This is a genomic window from Stenotrophomonas sp. 116085_Sma, from assembly GCF_056479585.1.
Map to the genome: position 1 here is coordinate 4,763,371 of NZ_CM151057.1, position 16,630 is coordinate 4,780,000.

At 66.1% G+C, this 16,630-nt stretch carries 12 protein-coding genes and 2 rRNA genes (1 of these 14 cut by a window edge); 6 read left to right on the top strand and 8 right to left on the bottom strand.

All coding sequences use genetic code 11. The features are described 5' to 3' along the window. Positions 1 to 140 precede the first annotated feature (140 nt). Positions 141 to 2,216, bottom strand: coding sequence for a glycine--tRNA ligase subunit beta (glyS, locus tag ACZK0Z_RS22000; RefSeq protein WP_197633295.1), 2,076 nt, complete (start codon positions 2,214 to 2,216; stop codon positions 141 to 143). A gap of 77 nt (positions 2,217 to 2,293) precedes the next feature. Next, positions 2,294 to 3,205 carry a glycine--tRNA ligase subunit alpha gene (glyQ, locus tag ACZK0Z_RS22005; protein ID WP_197633296.1) on the bottom strand — a complete coding sequence of 304 codons (912 nt, stop codon included), beginning with the start codon at positions 3,203 to 3,205 and terminating at the stop codon, positions 2,294 to 2,296. A gap of 83 nt (positions 3,206 to 3,288) precedes the next feature. Between glyQ and ACZK0Z_RS22010 the strand changes: the two genes are divergently transcribed. The 3 genes from ACZK0Z_RS22010 to ACZK0Z_RS22020 are packed head-to-tail and all read left to right on the top strand — an operon-like array spanning position 3,289 to position 6,804. After that, positions 3,289 to 5,124: a GspE/PulE family protein gene (locus ACZK0Z_RS22010; RefSeq protein WP_100443728.1), complete on the top strand. Its 1,836-nt coding sequence runs from the start codon at positions 3,289 to 3,291 to the stop codon at positions 5,122 to 5,124. Continuing rightward, positions 5,096 to 5,842 (top strand): glutamine amidotransferase, encoded by a 747-nt coding sequence (locus ACZK0Z_RS22015; protein WP_049430273.1) that lies wholly within the window; start codon positions 5,096 to 5,098, stop codon positions 5,840 to 5,842. The genes ACZK0Z_RS22010 and ACZK0Z_RS22015 overlap by 29 nt, the downstream gene beginning before the upstream one ends. Positions 5,843 to 5,892: 50 nt before the next feature. Beyond that, the gene (locus ACZK0Z_RS22020) at positions 5,893 to 6,804 is read left to right on the top strand and encodes a BPSS1780 family membrane protein (protein WP_005411674.1); all 912 of its coding nucleotides are present in this window, start codon (positions 5,893 to 5,895) and stop codon (positions 6,802 to 6,804) included. A gap of 85 nt (positions 6,805 to 6,889) precedes the next feature. Here the strand turns inward: ACZK0Z_RS22020 and tatC are convergent, their stop codons facing one another. The 4 genes from tatC to ACZK0Z_RS22040 all read right to left on the bottom strand — a co-directional run bounded on the left by tatC (position 6,890) and on the right by ACZK0Z_RS22040 (position 9,309). Continuing rightward, complete coding sequence (gene tatC / locus ACZK0Z_RS22025) at positions 6,890 to 7,639, bottom strand: twin-arginine translocase subunit TatC (protein WP_049430274.1); 750 nt, start codon at positions 7,637 to 7,639, stop codon at positions 6,890 to 6,892. Further along, positions 7,636 to 8,097, bottom strand: a complete 462-nt coding sequence (tatB, locus tag ACZK0Z_RS22030; protein WP_049430276.1) for a Sec-independent protein translocase protein TatB — start codon at positions 8,095 to 8,097, stop codon at positions 7,636 to 7,638. The genes tatC and tatB overlap by 4 nt, the downstream gene beginning before the upstream one ends. A gap of 15 nt (positions 8,098 to 8,112) precedes the next feature. Continuing rightward, complete coding sequence (gene tatA / locus ACZK0Z_RS22035) at positions 8,113 to 8,340, bottom strand: Sec-independent protein translocase subunit TatA (protein ID WP_197633297.1); 228 nt, start codon at positions 8,338 to 8,340, stop codon at positions 8,113 to 8,115. Positions 8,341 to 8,415: 75 nt separating this feature from the next. Then, the gene (locus tag ACZK0Z_RS22040; RefSeq protein WP_049430279.1) at positions 8,416 to 9,309 is read right to left on the bottom strand and encodes a lipid-binding SYLF domain-containing protein; all 894 of its coding nucleotides are present in this window, start codon (positions 9,307 to 9,309) and stop codon (positions 8,416 to 8,418) included. A gap of 165 nt (positions 9,310 to 9,474) precedes the next feature. On the opposite strand from ACZK0Z_RS22040, the gene hemH reads away from it, so the two are divergent. The 3 genes from hemH to ACZK0Z_RS22055 all read left to right on the top strand — a co-directional run bounded on the left by hemH (position 9,475) and on the right by ACZK0Z_RS22055 (position 13,684). Further along, positions 9,475 to 10,437 (top strand): ferrochelatase, encoded by a 963-nt coding sequence (gene hemH / locus ACZK0Z_RS22045; protein WP_197633298.1) that lies wholly within the window; start codon positions 9,475 to 9,477, stop codon positions 10,435 to 10,437. Further along, complete coding sequence (locus ACZK0Z_RS22050) at positions 10,434 to 11,288, top strand: alpha/beta fold hydrolase (RefSeq protein WP_197620591.1); 855 nt, start codon at positions 10,434 to 10,436, stop codon at positions 11,286 to 11,288. The genes hemH and ACZK0Z_RS22050 overlap by 4 nt, the downstream gene beginning before the upstream one ends. A 290-nt stretch (positions 11,289 to 11,578) precedes the next feature. Further along, positions 11,579 to 13,684 (top strand): methyl-accepting chemotaxis protein, encoded by a 2,106-nt coding sequence (locus ACZK0Z_RS22055; RefSeq protein ID WP_197633299.1) that lies wholly within the window; start codon positions 11,579 to 11,581, stop codon positions 13,682 to 13,684. 399 nt (positions 13,685 to 14,083) lie between these two features. Here the strand turns inward: ACZK0Z_RS22055 and rrf are convergent. Then, positions 14,084 to 14,198 (bottom strand): 5S ribosomal RNA (gene rrf, locus ACZK0Z_RS22060). A 125-nt stretch (positions 14,199 to 14,323) separates the two neighbouring features. Further along, a 23S ribosomal RNA gene (locus tag ACZK0Z_RS22065) occupies positions 14,324 to 16,630 on the bottom strand; it runs 573 nt beyond the window's last position.

The window sequence follows — 16,630 nt, forward strand, 5'->3', positions numbered from 1 at the left end:
TCGCAGGCGAGGAAGACGGCATCGTGCGCGATGCCGGAAATGACCCCGATGGACATTGTTCGGTGACGCCGGGCGTGGCCCGGCGCTACCGATGGGTCAATGCCAGTAGATCCACGCCATGCGTGGATGGCAGCTGCCCGTCAGCTCGACAGGTGCTCGATCGCTGCCACCTTGCCCAGGCGTTCGCCCAGCATCGTCAGCAACGCCAGGCGGTTGCCACGCAGCGCCGGATCTTCCGCGTTGACCATCACGCCATCGAAGAACGCGTCGACCTGCGGTCGCAGGCGCGCCAGGCGCGCCAGCACGGCCACGTAGTCCTTGTGCTGCAGGCTGGCGCCGGTGTCGTCGATGGCTGCGGTGACCGCTTCGGCCAGCGCGCGCTCGGCGTCTTCCTGCAGCAGCGCGGAGTCGATCTGGGCCGGGATGTCGCCCTCGACCTTGCGCAGGATGTTGCGGATGCGCTTGTTGGCCGCAGCCAGCGCTTCGGCTTCCGGCAGCGCGGCGAAGGTGGCGATGGCATCCAGGCGGCGGTCGAAGTCGTACAGCGAGACCGGCTTCAGCTCGGCCACCGCGTTGAAGTGCGTGGCCGGCACGCCCTTGTCGCCGTAGTAGCCCTTCAGGCGGTCGAGGATGAAGTCGTACAGCTCGCCGACATCGGCCTGCACGTTGCGCGCCGCCAGGCCGGCATTGGCGCTGGCCAGCAGCGCGCGCAGGTCCAGCTCGAAGCCGCTTTCGATGATCGAGCGGGCCAGGCCCAGCGCGTTGCGGCGCAGGGCGAACGGATCCTTGTTGCCGGTCGGCTTCAGGCCTGCGGCGAAGCCGCCGGCCAGGGTGTCCACGCGTTCAGCAATCGCCAGCACCTTGCCCAGCGGCGACAGTGCGATGTCGTCGCCGCCGAAGCGCGGCTGGTAGGCCTCGTCGATGGCCAGTGCCACCTCGGCCGATTCACCACCGGCCGTGGCGTAATGGCGGCCGGCGATACCCTGCAGTTCCGGGAATTCATTGACCATGCGCGACTGCAGGTCGTTCTTGGCCAGCTCGGCAGCCCGCCTGGCCTGCGCCGGATCGGCGCCGACCTGCGGCGCGATCACTTCGGCCAGTGCAGCCACGCGCGCCACCTTGTCGGCCACGCTGCCCAGCTTGGCCTGGTAGGTCACCGTCTTCAGGCCGTCGCCCATCGACGCCAGGCCCTGCTTCAGGTCCTCGTCGAAGAAGAACTTGGCATCAGCGAAGCGCGGGCGGATCACGCGCTCGTAGCCCTTGGCCACTTCTGCCACGTCCTTCGATTCGATGTTGGCGATGCCGATGAACTTCTCGGTCAGCGTGCCTGCGGCATCCAGCACCGGGAAGAACTTCTGGTTGATCTCCATCGTCTCGATCAGCGCCTCCTGCGGCACCGCCAGGAACGCGCGCTCGAAGCTGCACAGCACCGCCGACGGCCACTCGACCAGGTTCACCACCTGCTCCAGGTTGTCGTCGGTGATGCGGGCGCTGCCACCGGCCTTGGCCGCGGCAGCCTCGACCTCGGCGACGATGCGCGCGCGGCGCTCGCCCGGGTCGACCAGCACGAACGCAGCGCGCAGCGCTTCAACGTAGTCCTGCGGCTGCGCCAGCGACACGGTCTGGTCGTGGTGGAAGCGATGGCCACGGCTTGCACGGCCAGCCTGCAGGCCGAACAGTTCGGCTTCGACCACGTTGGCGCCGTGCAGCAGCACCAGCCAGTGCGCCGGGCGGGCGAAGCCCCAGGCGTGGTCGCCCCAGCGCATCGGCTTGGGAATCGGCATCGCCGCGATCGCCTCGCGCAGGATCTCCGGCAGCAGGCTGGCGGTGCTCGCGCCCGGGGTCACCGCGCGGTGCACGAAGCGCTCACCCTTGTTGTCGGTGGTCTTCTCCAGCGCGGTCCAGTCGATCCCGGCCTTGGCGGCGAAGCCCTGCAGGGCCTTGGTCGGCTGGCCTTCGGCGTCCAGCGCGATGTTCAGGTATGGGCCCAGCACTTCGCTGTGCTGCTCCGGCTGTTCCAGGCCGACGCCCGGCAGCAGCACGGCCAGTCGGCGCGGGGTCGACAGCGGGCGTGCATCGCCCAGTTCCAGCGTGACGCCGCGCTTGCGCAGGCCTTCGACGACACCGTCGAAGAACGCCTGGGCCAGGCCCGGCAGCGCCTTGACCGGCAGCTCCTCGGTGCCCAGTTCAATCAGCAGGGGGGACAGTTGGCTCATCGGTTCGATCCTGTGGTGGGGGCGCAGCGCGCAACGCGTCCGGCGCCCCGGAAGTTGAGAGAGGGAGGGAGCGGCCGTCAGGCCTTCTTCGCGCCCGGGAAGCCCAGCTTCTCGCGCTGCTCGTAGTAGGCCTTGGCCACCGCCTGGGCCAGCGCGCGCACGCGCAGGATGTAGCGCTGGCGCTCGGTCACGCTGATCGCACGGCGTGCATCGAGCAGGTTGAAGGTATGGCTGGCCTTCATCACCTGCTCATAGGCCGGCAGCGGCAGGTTCACTTCCACCAGCTTCTGCGCTTCGCGCTCGCAGGCGTCGAAGCGGTGGAACAGTTCTTCCACGTCGGCGTATTCGAAGTTGTAGGTGCTCTGCTCCACCTCGTTCTGGTGGTAGACGTCGCCGTAGGTCACCGGCTGGCCGTCCGGGCCGTAGGTCCAGACCAGGTCGTAGACGTTGTCGCAGTTCTGCAGGTACATGCACAGGCGCTCGAGACCGTAGGTGATCTCGCCCAGCACCGGGCGGCACTCCAGGCCACCGGCCTGCTGGAAGTAGGTGAACTGGGTCACCTCCATGCCGTTGAGCCAGACTTCCCAGCCCAGGCCCCAGGCACCCAGCGTCGGCGATTCCCAGTTGTCCTCGACGAAGCGCAGGTCGTGCACCAGCGGGTTGATGCCCAGCGCCTTCAGCGAATCCAGGTACAGCTGCTGGATGTTGTCCGGCGCCGGCTTCATCGCCACCTGGTACTGGTAGTAGCGCTGCAGGCGGTTCGGATTCTCGCCGTAGCGGCCGTCGGTCGGGCGGCGCGAGGGCTGCACGTAGGCCGCGTTCCAGCCTTCCGGACCGATCGCACGCAGGAAGGTGGCCGGGTGGAAGGTACCGGCGCCCACCTCCAGGTCGAGCGGCTGGATGAGCACGCAGCCCTGCTGGGCCCAGAACTGGTTCAGGGTCTGGATCAGGCCCTGGAAGGTGATCGGAACGGTCGGGGTCGCGGACATGCGTACGAGTCTTGGCCGGCAAGGGGGTGCGCTAGTATAACGGCCGACCTGCGGGGCATTCCGTACCCGGGAGGAGCAGGCAGATGGAACATCGGCTGCCGGCAGGCACGCCCGGCGAGGCGGGCGGCGTCCCGCTGCCCTGGGGACGGCTGCATTTCGAGCAGATTGCCGCGGCCCTGGCCGCCGATGGACTGGTGGCCGAGCAGGACCGCGAGCGCATGCGGTTTTCCGCACAGGGCGCGCGCAACGCCAGTGAAGTGCATCCGCTGGTACTGCTGTCCAACCTCAAGCTGGCCGCCACCGGCGGCGGCGAACTGACCCTGGAACGCCTGACCGAGTGGCTGGCGCAGCGCACCGGCAGCCGCTACCTGCGCATCGATCCGACCCGTGTGGACGTCGCCGCGGTCACCGCGCTGGTGTCGCATGCCTACGCCCGCCGCCACCGCTTCCTGCCATTGGCAGTGGACGCCGAGCGCGTGCTGGTGGCCACCAGCGAGCCGCTGGTGCAGGAATGGCGTCGTGACCTGCAGCACCTGACCCGCCGCCGCATTGAGCTGGCGGTGGTCAATCCACTGGACCTGCATCGCTACACCATGGAGTTCTACGGGGTGACGCGCTCGGTGCGCGGCGCCCGTGGCGATGTGCGCGGCGAGGCCAGCACCACCCTGCCCAGCTTTGAGCAGCTGGTCGAGCTGGGCCGCACCGGCGACGTGAATGCCGACGACCAGCACATCGTGCACATCGTCGACTGGCTGCTGCAGTACGCCTACGAACAGCGCGCCTCGGACATCCACCTGGAGCCACGCCGCGAGATGGGACGCATGCGCTTCCGCATCGACGGCGTGCTGCACAAGGTGTTCGAAGTGCCGCCGGCGGTGATGACCGCGGTGGTCAGCCGTATCAAAGTGCTGGGCCGCATGGACCTGGCCGAGCGCCGGCGTCCGCAGGATGGCCGCATCAAGACCCGCTCGCCGGGGGGCCGCGAGGTCGAAATGCGCCTGTCGACCATGCCCACCGCCTTCGGCGAGAAGTGCGTGATGCGCATCTTCGACCCGGACGCGGCCTTCAAGAGCATCGACCAGCTCGGTTTCAGCCCGCAGGAAGCCGCTGGCTGGAATGCGCTGGTCGAGCGCCCGCACGGCATCGTGCTGGTCACCGGCCCGACCGGCTCGGGCAAGACCACCACCCTGTATTCCACGCTGAAGCGGCTGGCCACCCCGGACGTGAACGTATGCACGGTGGAAGACCCGATCGAGATGATCGCGCCCGAGTTCAACCAGATGCAGGTGCAGACCAACATCGACCTGGACTTCGCCAGCGGCGTGCGCACCCTGCTGCGGCAGGACCCGGACATCATCATGATCGGTGAGATCCGCGACCTGGAAACCGCGCAGATGGCGGTGCAGGCCTCGTTGACCGGGCACCTGGTGCTGTCCACCCTGCATACCAACGACGCGCCATCGGCGGTCACCCGCCTGCTCGACCTGGGCGTGCCGCACTACCTGCTGGCCAGCACCCTCAACGGCATCCTCGCCCAGCGCCTTGTGCGTACGCTGTGCCCGCACTGCAAGCAGCCGCACAGCCTTGGCGCGGCCGATTGGGCGGTGCTGGCTGATAGCCATGCCGCATATCCAGATGCCGCCACGCCCTGTCGGCCGGTCGGTTGCCTGGAGTGCCGGCGCACCGGATTCCTCGGCCGTATCGGCCTGTATGAGTTGCTGCCATTGGGTTCGCGGCTGCGCGGGCAGATCCGCGCCGACATGGACCTGGCCGGTTTCACCCGTGCCGCGCGGACTGAAGGGCTGCGAACCCTGCGCCAGGCCGGGCTTGAAAAGGTGGCGCAGGGGCTGACTACAATCGAGGAAGTCCTGTCAGTCCTGCCGCCCCCGGATGAACCCAGCCCCGTTCCTGATCCTTGAAACCGGCCGCCCGGTGCCGTCGCTGCGCCGCTACGGGCGCTTCCCGCACTGGATCCGCGTCGCCGCCGGGCTGGAGGAACACGAGACCGTGGTGGTCGATGTCGAGCACGGTGGCGCCCTGCCCGATCCGCACGCCTTCGCCGGCGTGCTGGTGACCGGCTCGGCCGCCTTCGTCACCGACCATGCCGACTGGAGCGAGCGCAGCGCCGCGTGGCTGCGCCAGACCGCCCACGACGACCTGCCGGTGTTCGGCATCTGCTACGGCCATCAGCTGCTGGCACATGCGCTGGGTGGTGAGGTGGCCTACAACCCGGCCGGCCGCGAGTCCGGCACGATCGAGCTGGAACTGCAGCCGCAGGCCGCGCAGGACCCGCTGTTCCAAGGCCTGCCTCAGCATTTCGCCGCCCACGCCACCCATCTGCAGACCGTGCTGCGCGCGCCCGACGGGGCCGAGGTGCTGGCCCGTTCGCCGCTGGACGGCTGCCATGCCTTCCGCTGGGGGCGCCAAGCCTGGGGCGTGCAGTTCCATCCGGAGTTCGCCACCCACCATATGCGTGGCTACGTGCGTGCCCGCGCCGACTGCATCGGCCGCCATGGCGGCTGCGCCCGCAGCATCGAGCGCGCGGTCAGTGCCGCGCCGCTGGCCCGCCAGCTGTTGCGGCGCTTCGTCCGCCAGGCGCGGCTGTCTTCAGCCCAGCCGATGGCAAAACAGGGATAATCGGCGGCACGGGCAGCCGCCCGGCCCCCTCCTGTCCTTCCCGGATGTCCATGAAAGAGATTCGCAAGCTGCCGGCTTCGGCGGGCGCCCAGTGGTTGCTGGATACGTTCTCCCTGTACCGGCGTGCGCCGCTGCAGCTGGCCCGGATCGGCCTGACCTGGCTGCTGGTGAGCTGGGTGGTCACGCTGTTGTCGACGCTGATTCCCGGCGCCGCCGGCATGGCGGTGCAGCTGATGACGCTGGCCATCTCGCCGATCATGTTCGGCGGCATGCTGTATGCCGTGGGCGAGATCGACGAAGGCCGCCCGGGCCTGGCTTCGCACCTGCTGCAGCCGATCCGCGACCACCGTGTCAGTCACCTGCTGGTGCCGCTGGCCATCCAGGTGCTGGCGGTGCTGCTGCTGGGCGCGCTGCTGTTCCTGATGATCGGCCGCGAGGGCTTCACCGCCTTCAGCGAGGTCATGACCAAGATGGAAGAGATCAGCCGCAGTGGCCAGCAGATCAAGCCGGACGATGCCGCCGCGCTGGTTGCCAACCTGCCGGCCAAGCGCATCGCGCTGTGGATGCTGCTGGTGTTCCTGAGTGCGGTCGCGCTGTCGCTGGCGATGTTCACCCAGCCGGCGCTGGTGGTGTTCGACAAGCAGAGCGGCATGCACGCGCTACGCCTGAGCCTGCAGGGCTGCATCGAGAACATCGGCGCGATGATCGTGTTCGCCGCACTCGGCCTGATCGCCGCGTTCTGCATGTACATCCTGTTCGTGATCGTGATCCAGATCGCGATGCTGATCGGTGGCCCGCTGGCCGCCGCCTTCATCGCCCAGCTGGTGCTGACCACGGTGCTGATGCCGCTGTATGTCGGCGCGGTCTATGCCGCCTGGAAGCAGATGTTCGTGCACCGCGGCAGCCGCGCAGCCCCGCCGATTCCGACCACGCCGACCTCCAGCGACGTGTTCCACGCCTGACCGGTCCCACCGGTAGCGCCGGGCCATGCCCGGCGGTGGCATCACGTCGAACCCGGCACGCCGGGCATGGCCCGCCGCTACCGCATCATGCAGCGGGCTTCTTCACTACCGACGATGGCACCAGCCAGCGTGCGGCGTGGATGCCCAGCTCGTACAGCAGGCACATCGGGATCGCCAGCATCAGCTGCGACACCACGTCCGGCGGGGTCAGCACCGCCGCCACCACGAAGATGCCGACGATCGCGTAGCCGCGGCCTTCCTTGAACTGCTGCGGCGTCACCCAGCCCAGCAGCACCAGGATCACCATCGCCACCGGCAGTTCGAAACTGCCGCCGAAGGCGAAGAAGATCGCCAGCACGAAGTCCAGATAGGCGTTTGCATCCGGCGTAATGGCGATCACGTCCGGGCTGAAGGTGGTGAGGAAGTGGAACACCGCCGGCAGCACCAGGAAATAGGCGAAGGCGCAGCCGGTGTAGAACAGCAGCACCGATGACACCAGCAGCGGCACCGCCAGGCGCTTCTCGCGCGCGTAAAGGCCCGGCGCGACGAACGCCCACAGCTGGTACAGCAGCCACGGCACCGCCACGAACAACGCGACGAAGAAGGTCAGCTTCAGTGGCGCGAAGAAAGCACCGGCCGGATTGGTGGCGATCATCGTCTGCCCATTGGGCAGCTGCGAGACCAGCGGTTCGGCCAATGCGTTGTAAAGCTTCTGGGTGAACGGCAGCAGCGCCAGCAGCGCCACCCCCAGGCCCAGCAATGCGCGCACCAGGCGGCCGCGCAGTTCCACCAGGTGTTCGACCAGCGAGCTCTCGCCGAAATCCTGTCCACTCATGGCTGGCGCTCCGTGCTCTGCGCTGGCGGCGGCGTACCGGCTTCAGCGGGCGCGGCCGAAGCCGGCTCGGCGGCACCACCGTCCTGCATCGGTTCAACCGCATCGGGCGCGGCGCTCATGTGCGGCGGCAGATCCGCTGGCGCCGGTGCACGGACTTGCTGCACCAGGTCATCGCCCTGCTGCTGTGCCTGCTGGGCTTCGCGACGGATCGCTTCGCCGCTGGCGCGCAGCTGGTTCTCGGTGTCCTGCATGCCCTGGCGCACGTCCTGCATCTGCCGCTTGATGTCCTCGGCCTGCAGTTCGCGCTCCAGTTCCTGTTTCACCGAATCCCATTGATTGCGGGCACGACGCACCCACAGGCCGGCGAAGCGGGCCGCCTTGGGCAGGCGCTCGGGACCGAGCACCACCAGGGCGACCACTGCAATCACCAGCAGTTCGCTGAAGCCGATATCGAACACCGCAACCGCTCCGGATCAACGTGCGTTGCGGTCGTGCTCGTCCTGCACGGTGCGCGGGGCGTCCTGGCTGCGCGACTCATCGCCCAGCTGCGCGTTCGGCTTGTCTTCGTCGCGCATGCCCTTCTTGAATTCCTTGACCGCCGAACCGAGGTCCTTGGCGCCGCTGGTCAGGCGCTTGGTGCCGAACACCAGCAGGACGATGGCCAGCACGACCAACCAATGCCAGATGCTGAAACTGCCCATAAAGACGCTCGTTACGTTAGTGATCAGGCTGTCGAGCATAGCGCACCGGGTGTTAGCCGGCGCGCGTGACGAAAGTCAGTTTCCGCCCAGCGTTTCCGTGCGGATTTCGCCGTCGTTGACCGGCTGGAAACCCTGCTGCTGCGGCGGCGGGTTCTGCGGCACGTTCTGCAGCGGCGCGGTGGTGGCCTCGGCTGGGGCGGCCGGCGCTGCCTGAACAGGCGCCGGGGCGACGGCCGGGGCCGCTGCCGGGCGCGGCGCGTTGCCGCCGTTGCCGCTGCGGTTGTTGCGCGCAGCGTAGGTGGCCTCTTCCAGGCGATCGCGGAAGGCGACCACGTCCATCGACGGCGAACCGGCGGCGCGGCCTTCGAAGATCATCCGCGGCGTGGTGTTGCTGCCGTAGGCGTCGAGGTTGGCGGCGTCGTCGATCTGCAGCACCGCACCATCCAGGGCGACACCGGCGAACAGGCCGCGGGCACGCGACCACGACCAGATCTCGGCCTTCAGCTGGCCGTCGGTGGCCGCGGCGGCGTTGCGGCCCACCGGACCGGCGGCGACGCCAGCGTCGGCACCCAGGGTGAACTTGCCGTTGACCAGGTTGTCCAGGCTGCGATCGTTGCGGAACACCAGCACCACGTCCGAAGACTGCACGCCGGCCTGGAAGCCGATGCTGCCCCCGGTGAGCTTCACGAACACCGGGTTGGACCAGGCGCCATTGGCCATGCGCACCGACATCAGGCCGTGGCCACGGCGACCGCCGATGACTAGACCGGCCTTGATCGTGTCGGGAATGACGATGACCGCGCGGCCTTCGTCGAGCAATTTGTCCGGAATGCCCTGTTCAGGGATTTCCTGGATTTCAGCCAGCACGCGCACGGCATTGCGGGCACGCTGGTCTTCCTGCGGTCCGGCCATGGCCTGGCTGGACAGCAGGCTGGCGGCGATCAGCAGGGCTTGGATCGGGCGACGCATGGCAGGCTCCAGAAGTCAGTCCATAGGAAGATATAGCAAGTGACTGAAATTAGTAGTGTTGTCATGAATCTCCAATGAGCGTTCCCTGCTCACATTGATGCGCGCTATGCCTGCAATCCGAACCCTGCATCCCGGCGCGGCACCGGATCGGCGACAATACCGCCCATGCTCGACGCACCCGATACCGCCGTGCTGGCGGTCAACCTAGGCACGCCCGAAACGCCGACGGCCCCCGCCGTACGCCGTTACCTGGCTGAATTCCTGTCCGACCCCCGCGTGGTCTCGATCCCGGCGCTGCTGTGGCAGCCGCTGCTGCGCGGGTTGATCCTGCCGCTGCGCAGCGGCCGTTCGGCGGCCAAGTACGCCCAGGTCTGGCTGCCCGACGGCTCACCGCTGATGGTGCATACGCGCCAGCTGGCGCAGGCCATGCAGGCCCTGCTGCCGACCCTGACTGTGCGCCACGCGATGCGTTACGGCGAACCGGCGCTGGCCAGCGAGCTGGACCGGCTGGCCGCCGACGGCGCGCGCCGCATCGTGGTACTGCCGCTGTATCCGCAGTATTCCACCACCACCACCGCCTCGGTCGAAGACCGGGTCGATGCGTGGCAGCGCCGCAACCCGGGTGTAACCGTCAGCCTGGTTCGCGACTACTCGGTCGATCCGGGCTGGGTCGAGGCCGTGGCCGGCTCGATCCGGCGTTACTGGGAACAGCACGGTCGTGGCCAGACACTGATGTTCTCCTTCCATGGCATTCCGCAGCGCCTGGCCGATGCAGGCGATCCGTATCCGCAGCGCTGCGAAGCCAGCGCACAGGCCATTGCCAACGCGCTGGGCCTGGACAGGGACGAGTGGCAGATGGGTTACCAGTCGCGGTTTGGCCGCGAGCGCTGGCTGCAGCCCTATGCCGAACCCAGCCTGTGGGCGCTGGCCGAATCCGGCGTGAAGCAGATCGACGTGGTCTGCCCGGGCTTCGCCACCGACTGCCTGGAGACGCTGGAAGAGGTCGCGATGGGCTTCACCGAGACGCTGGCCGAGCGCGGCGCAACAATGCGCTACATCCCCTGTCTCAACGCCGAACCGGAGCACGCACGCGCCCTGGCGCGACTGGCCGTGGCCTCGCTGGCATGAGCCTGCAGCCGCTTGAGCTCGAGGTCGGTGGCGCCCGCGTCGCCGGCCTGCGCAACCACGGCGACGGCCCACGCGTGCTGGCCCTGCATGGCTGGCTCGACAACGCAGCCAGCTTCGTGCCACTGGCCCCGCACCTGTCCTCGCTGCAGCTGGTGGCCATCGACCTGCCCGGTCATGGCCACAGCGCGCATCTGCCGGCCGGTGCCAGCTACACCACGGCCGCCGCGATCTGCCACGTACTCGATGTCGCCGACGCGCTGGGCTGGGACCGTTTCAGCCTGCTCGGCCATTCGATGGGCGCCGGCATCGCCAGCCTCACCGCCTCGGTCAGTGATCGCGTGGAGCGGTTGGTGGCGATCGAAGCGCTCGGCGGCCTGCGCGGTCCGGAAGAAGACACCGCCAACCGCCTGCGCGAGCACGTGAATGCCACGCGTGGGCTGGCACGCAAGCAACTACGCGTGTTCCCCGACCTGGCCGCGCCGATCCGCGCACGGATGATGACCAACCAGCTGAGCGAGCGCTGTGCACGGCTGCTGGTCGAGCGCGGCGTGGAACCGGTCGAGGGTGGCTACCGCTGGTGCAGCGATCCGCGCCTGATGCTGCCTACAGCGATCCGTCTCAGCGAAGGCCAGATCGACAACCTGCTGCAGGCCATCGCCTGCCCGACGCAGGTGATCTATGCCACGCCGGCGCAGTCCTACTATCCCGAGCCGATGCGCAGCGATCGCCTGCAGCACCTGCGCGATGGCCGTCTGGCGGTGTTTCCCGGCAACCATCACCTGCACATGGAAGATCCGGCGCAGATCGCCGAGGTGATCCTGCGCTTCTTCAGCAACGACAACGCCGGCTGAGTCGCGGCGTCCGCGCACTTCACTCTGCGCAGTTGCGGCCGATACATCAGTTGCGGGCCGCTGCGCCTGCAGCACGCAGGTCCGGTCGGGCCTGCGGCGTGTGTCTGGTTCTGCAAGGAAGTCCGCATGCCCGCTCCATTGCACCGTTACCCACAGGATGTGGTCACGGCGCCCCGTCTGCGCGACGTTGATTGCGTCGCATTCCCCGAATTCCCGGTCCATGCCCTGGCCACGCACTCCTGCGTGCGTCGCCGCATGGCCGCTGTCGTCTGCTGATCCAGGAGTCGCCGATGTCCGTTGCATTCTCCCGTCCCCCCGATACTGCTCGCCTGCCGCACCTGCAGCAGCTCGCCCGCCGCGCTGATCGCCGCCTGCTGATCGGCAGCGCAGCACTGGGCCTGGCTGGCCTGGTGCTGGCCCTGCGTGGTCCACAGGTGCAGGCCGCCGTGCTGGCTGCCGCTGCAGTGCTGCCTGCGGCGTGGCTGGGCGGATCCCAGGCTGGCCATGGCTTCGCCCGCAATGGCCTGGCCTCGCTGTTGTCACTGCAACTGGCGCTGGTGTGCGCGATCGTCGGCCTGTCACCGGCACTGCCGGTTGCCCTGTTGCTGGGCGTGCTGCTGGGACACCGCGATCGGCTGCCGGTGTGGCTGGCCGGTGGGGTCGGCACGCTCGCACTGCTGGCCCCGTTGCTGAGCGGTGCCACAGTGTGGCCGACGCTGCTGCAGGCCGGCATGTTCGCGGGCCTGACCCTGTTCCTCGGCCAGGTCGCGCTGCGGCTTCGCCAGCAGACCGAGACACTTGGGCATGGCCCGCGTCGCCTTGCCGCGCTGGCACGCGATATCGCCACCGGCGCCGATCTTGGTGCACATGCCGACACCAGCGCCTATGCGCCGGGTTCACTGGCCCACGCCCTGGCCGACACTGCACGCCACGTGCAGGCCCAGCGAGGGCGCGAGGCGGCGGCGCATGCCGAGAACGCACAGATCCGCCAGGCGCTGGATGCCTCGCGCACCGCGATGATGATCGCTGACAACGACCACGTGATCCGCTACGTGAACCGCTCGGTGGTAGCACTGCTGCGCAACCAGCAGGCAACGTTGCGACAGGCTTTCCCCGATTTCGACGCCGAGCGCCTGGTGGGCAGCAGCATCCATCGCTTCCATGCCAACCCTGACCGCATCCGCGCCATCCTCAATGGCCTGCAGGTCACGCACAACGGCAAGGTGCAGATCGGCCCGGTGCACTTCGCGCAGGTGGTCACACCGGTGTTCGACGACCAGGGCGCGCGCCTGGGCTTTGCCGTGGAGTGGCATGATCGGACCCACGAACTCACGCTGGAGAACGCCGTGGCCGGCATCGTCGCTGCCGCCGCCGCCGGTGACCTCGACCAGCGCCTGCAGGCCACCGAAGGGGCGAGCTTCCTCGATGGCCTGACCGGTGGCATCAACCAGCTGCTGGATACGCTGGGCCGCACCATCGACGAAGTGCGGCAGATGCTCTCGGCACTGGCCAACGGCGACCTGGATCGGCGCATGCACGGCGAGTATCACGGCGCCTTCGCCGCCATCCAGCGCGACGCCAATGCCACGGCGGAACAGCTGGCACGCATGGTCGGCCGCATCCAGGACTGCGCATCGTCGATCAGTACCGCGGCCAGTGAGATCGCTGCCGGCAACGGCGCGTTGTCCGAGCGCAGCGAGCGGCAGGCGGCGCATCTGCAGGAAACCGCGGCCTCCATGGAGGAACTGACGGCCACCGTGCGCCAGAACGCCGCCCATGCGCGGGAGGCCAGCGCGCTGGCGTCCTCCACGCAGGACGCGGCCAGCGACGGCAACCTGGCCATGCGGCGGGTGGTCGACACCATGCAGGCCATCGAGGGCGCGTCGAAGCGGATCGGCGACATCACCGGCGTCATCGACGGCATCGCGTTCCAGACCAACATCCTGGCGCTGAATGCCGCCGTGGAGGCGGCGCGCGCCGGCGAGCAGGGCCGAGGCTTCGCCGTGGTGGCCAGTGAAGTGCGGGTTCTGGCGCAGCGTTCGGCGGCGGCGGCCCAGGAGATCAAGAAGCTGATCGACGAAGCCGGCCGCCAGGTGGGCGAAGGTGCCCAGCTGGTGGCGGATGCCGGCCAACGCATGCAGGGGATCGTGGGGGGTGTCGAGAATGTCAGCCACCTGATGCGCGAGATATCCGCGGCGTCGCAGGAGCAGTCAATCGGTATCGAGCAGATCAACCAGACCGTGGTGCAGATGGACCAGGCCACGCAGCAGAATGCTGCGCTGGTGGAGGAAGCAACTGCCGCAGCACGCGAGCTGCAGTCGCAGGCGGGAACGCTGGATGATGCGGTGTCGGTGTTCCGTCGGCAGGAGTCACAGGGCGTGGCGCTGGTCGCCTGATCCCGGCCTTCAACACGAGCCATGTGAAGACGGCGCCCGCAGGGCGCCGTCTTTTTTATGTGTCCTGCGTGACGGATCACGGGAGGCACAGGACCCGGTGGTATCGATCCTTTGGTAGTGCCGGCCGCTGGCCGGCAACCACGCCGCGCGCAGTGCGCATGCCCACACCACGCATCACGCATCACGCATGGCGTGGACCTACCGATACCACCACCGGATGCATTGCATGGCCCCATCACCGGTAGTGCCGGGTGCTGGCCGGCAACCTCGACACGTCCATTGCGCAGGCCCATGCACGTATCCACGCATGGCGTGGATCTACCGGTGCATTCCGGCAGCTGCATTTTCCTGCGCACAAAAAACCCCGCTGCGTGAGCAGCGGGGTGGTTTGGGTATAAACCCTGGCGATGACCTACTCTCGCATGGCTTGAGCCACACTACCATCGGCGCAGCTGCGTTTCACTTCCGAGTTCGGGATGGGATCGGGTGGTTCCACAGCGCTAATTTCACCAGGGAGGCTTTTGGAGAGTCGCACTCGTCCCGGGGGACAAGGCGCCAGCCTCGCATAGTTCTTGTGACGTAGCGTGCACTTGGATGCTCTTACGACGCTGTCGTAAAGCCAAGGCAACTTGAGGTTATATGGTCAAGCCGCACGGATCATTAGTATCAGTTAGCTCAATACATTGCTGTACTTACACACCTGACCTATCAACCACGTAGTCTACATGGTTCCTTCAGGGGGCTTGTGCCCCGGGAGATCTCATCTTGAGGCGCGCTTCCCGCTTAGATGCTTTCAGCGGTTATCGCTTCCGAACATAGCTACCCGGCAATGCCACTGGCGTGACAACCGGAACACCAGAGGTTCGTCCACTCCGGTCCTCTCGTACTAGGAGCAGCCCCTCTCAAATCTCCAACGCCCATGGCAGATAGGGACCGAACTGTCTCACGACGTTCTGAACCCAGCTCGCGTACCACTTTAAATGGCGAACAGCCATACCCTTGGGACCGACTACAGCCCCAGGATGTGATGAGCCGACATCGAGGTGCCAAACACCGCCGTCGATATGAACTCTTGGGCGGTATCAGCCTGTTATCCCCGGAGTACCTTTTATCCGTTGAGCGATGGCCCTTCCATACAGAACCACCGGATCACTAAGTCCTAGTTTCCTACCTGCTTGATCCGTCGATCTTGCAGTCAAGCACGCTTATGCCTTTGCACACAGTGCGCGATGTCCGACCGCGCTGAGCGTACCTTCGAGCTCCTCCGTTACTCTTTAGGAGGAGACCGCCCCAGTCAAACTACCCACCATACACGGTCCCCGACCCAGATAATGGGCCCAGGTTAGAACGTCAAGCACGACAGGGTGGTATTTCAAGGATGGCTCCGCTGCAGCTAGCGCCACAGTTTCATAGCCTCCCACCTATCCTACACAGACGAACTCAACGTTCAGTGTAAAGCTATAGTAAAGGTTCACGGGGTCTTTCCGTCTTGCCACGGGAACGCTGCATCTTCACAGCGATTTCAATTTCACTGAGTCTCGGGTGGAGACAGCGCCGCTGTCGTTACGCCATTCGTGCAGGTCGGAACTTACCCGACAAGGAATTTCGCTACCTTAGGACCGTTATAGTTACGGCCGCCGTTTACTGGGGCTTCGATCAAGAGCTTCGCCTTGCGGCTGACCCCATCAATTAACCTTCCAGCACCGGGCAGGCGTCACACCCTATACGTCCACTTTCGTGTTTGCAGAGTGCTGTGTTTTTGATAAACAGTCGCAGCGGCCTGGTTACTGCGACCCTCTTCAGCTATAGCTCGCACGAGCCACCAAAAAGGGTGCACCTTCTCCCGAAGTTACGGTGCCATGTTGCCTAGTTCCTTCACCCGAGTTCTCTCAAGCGCCTGAGAATTCTCATCCTACCCACCTGTGTCGGTTTACGGTACGGTCTGCGTAAGCTGAAGCTTAGGAGCTTTTCCTGGAAGCGTGGTATCAGTGACTTCGCCATAAAGGCTCGTCTCGGTGCTCGGTCTTAAAGGATCCCGGATTTGCCAAAGATCCAAACCTACCGCCTTTCCCCAGGACAACCAACGCCTGGTACACCTAACCTTCTCCGTCCCTCCATCGCACTTACGCGAGGTGCAGGAATATTAACCTGCTTCCCATCGACTACGACTTTCGTCCTCGCCTTAGGGGCCGACTCACCCTGCGCCGATTAACGTTGCGCAAGGAAACCTTGGGCTTTCGGCGTGCGGGTTTTTCACCCGCATTATCGTTACTCATGTCAGCATTCGCACTTCCGATACCTCCAGCAGACTTCTCAATCCACCTTCAACGGCTTACGGAACGCTCCTCTACCGCGCATAACAAAGTTATGCACCCCAAGCTTCGGTTCTGTGCTTAGCCCCGTTAAATCTTCCCCGCAGACCGACTCGACCAGTGAGCTATTACGCTTTCTTTAAAGGGTGGCTGCTTCTAAGCCAACCTCCTGGCTGTCTGTGCCTTTCCACATGGTTTTCCACTTAGCACAAAATTTGGGACCTTAGCTGTGGGTCTGGGTTGTTTCCCTTTTCACGACGGACGTTAGCACCCGCCGTGTGTCTCCCATACAGTCCGTCTCGGTATTCGGAGTTTGCAATGGTTTGGTAAGTCGCGATGACCCCCTAGCCATAACAGTGCTCTACCCCCGAGAGGATACATATGAGGCGCTACCTAAATAGCTTTCGAGGAGAACCAGCTATCTCCGGGTTCGATTAGCTTTTCACTCCTAATCACACCTCATCCCCTACCTTTGCAACGGGAGTGGGTTCGGGCCTCCAGTGCGTGTTACCGCACCTTCACCCTGGGCATGACTAGATCACCCGGTTTCGGGTCTACTGCCCGCGACTATGCGCCCTTATCAGACTCGGTTTCCCTTCGCCTCCCCTATACGGTTAAGCTTGCCACGAACAGT

Bases quoted from the DNA above. Each gene is read 5' to 3' on its own strand.
- glyS (WP_197633295.1), bottom strand. From the start codon at position 2,216: ATGAGCCAACTGTCCCCCCTGCTGATTGAACTGGGCACCGAGGAGCTG.
- glyQ (WP_197633296.1), bottom strand. From the start codon at position 3,205: ATGTCCGCGACCCCGACCGTTCCGATCACCTTCCAGGGCCTGATCCAG.
- ACZK0Z_RS22010 (WP_100443728.1), top strand. From the start codon at position 3,289: ATGGAACATCGGCTGCCGGCAGGCACGCCCGGCGAGGCGGGCGGCGTC.
- ACZK0Z_RS22015 (WP_049430273.1), top strand. From the start codon at position 5,096: ATGAACCCAGCCCCGTTCCTGATCCTTGAAACCGGCCGCCCGGTGCCG.
- ACZK0Z_RS22020 (WP_005411674.1), top strand. From the start codon at position 5,893: ATGAAAGAGATTCGCAAGCTGCCGGCTTCGGCGGGCGCCCAGTGGTTG.
- tatC (WP_049430274.1), bottom strand. From the start codon at position 7,639: ATGAGTGGACAGGATTTCGGCGAGAGCTCGCTGGTCGAACACCTGGTG.
- tatA (WP_197633297.1), bottom strand. From the start codon at position 8,340: ATGGGCAGTTTCAGCATCTGGCATTGGTTGGTCGTGCTGGCCATCGTC.
- ACZK0Z_RS22040 (WP_049430279.1), bottom strand. From the start codon at position 9,309: ATGCGTCGCCCGATCCAAGCCCTGCTGATCGCCGCCAGCCTGCTGTCC.
- hemH (WP_197633298.1), top strand. From the start codon at position 9,475: ATGCTCGACGCACCCGATACCGCCGTGCTGGCGGTCAACCTAGGCACG.
- ACZK0Z_RS22050 (WP_197620591.1), top strand. From the start codon at position 10,434: ATGAGCCTGCAGCCGCTTGAGCTCGAGGTCGGTGGCGCCCGCGTCGCC.
- ACZK0Z_RS22055 (WP_197633299.1), top strand. From the start codon at position 11,579: ATGTCCGTTGCATTCTCCCGTCCCCCCGATACTGCTCGCCTGCCGCAC.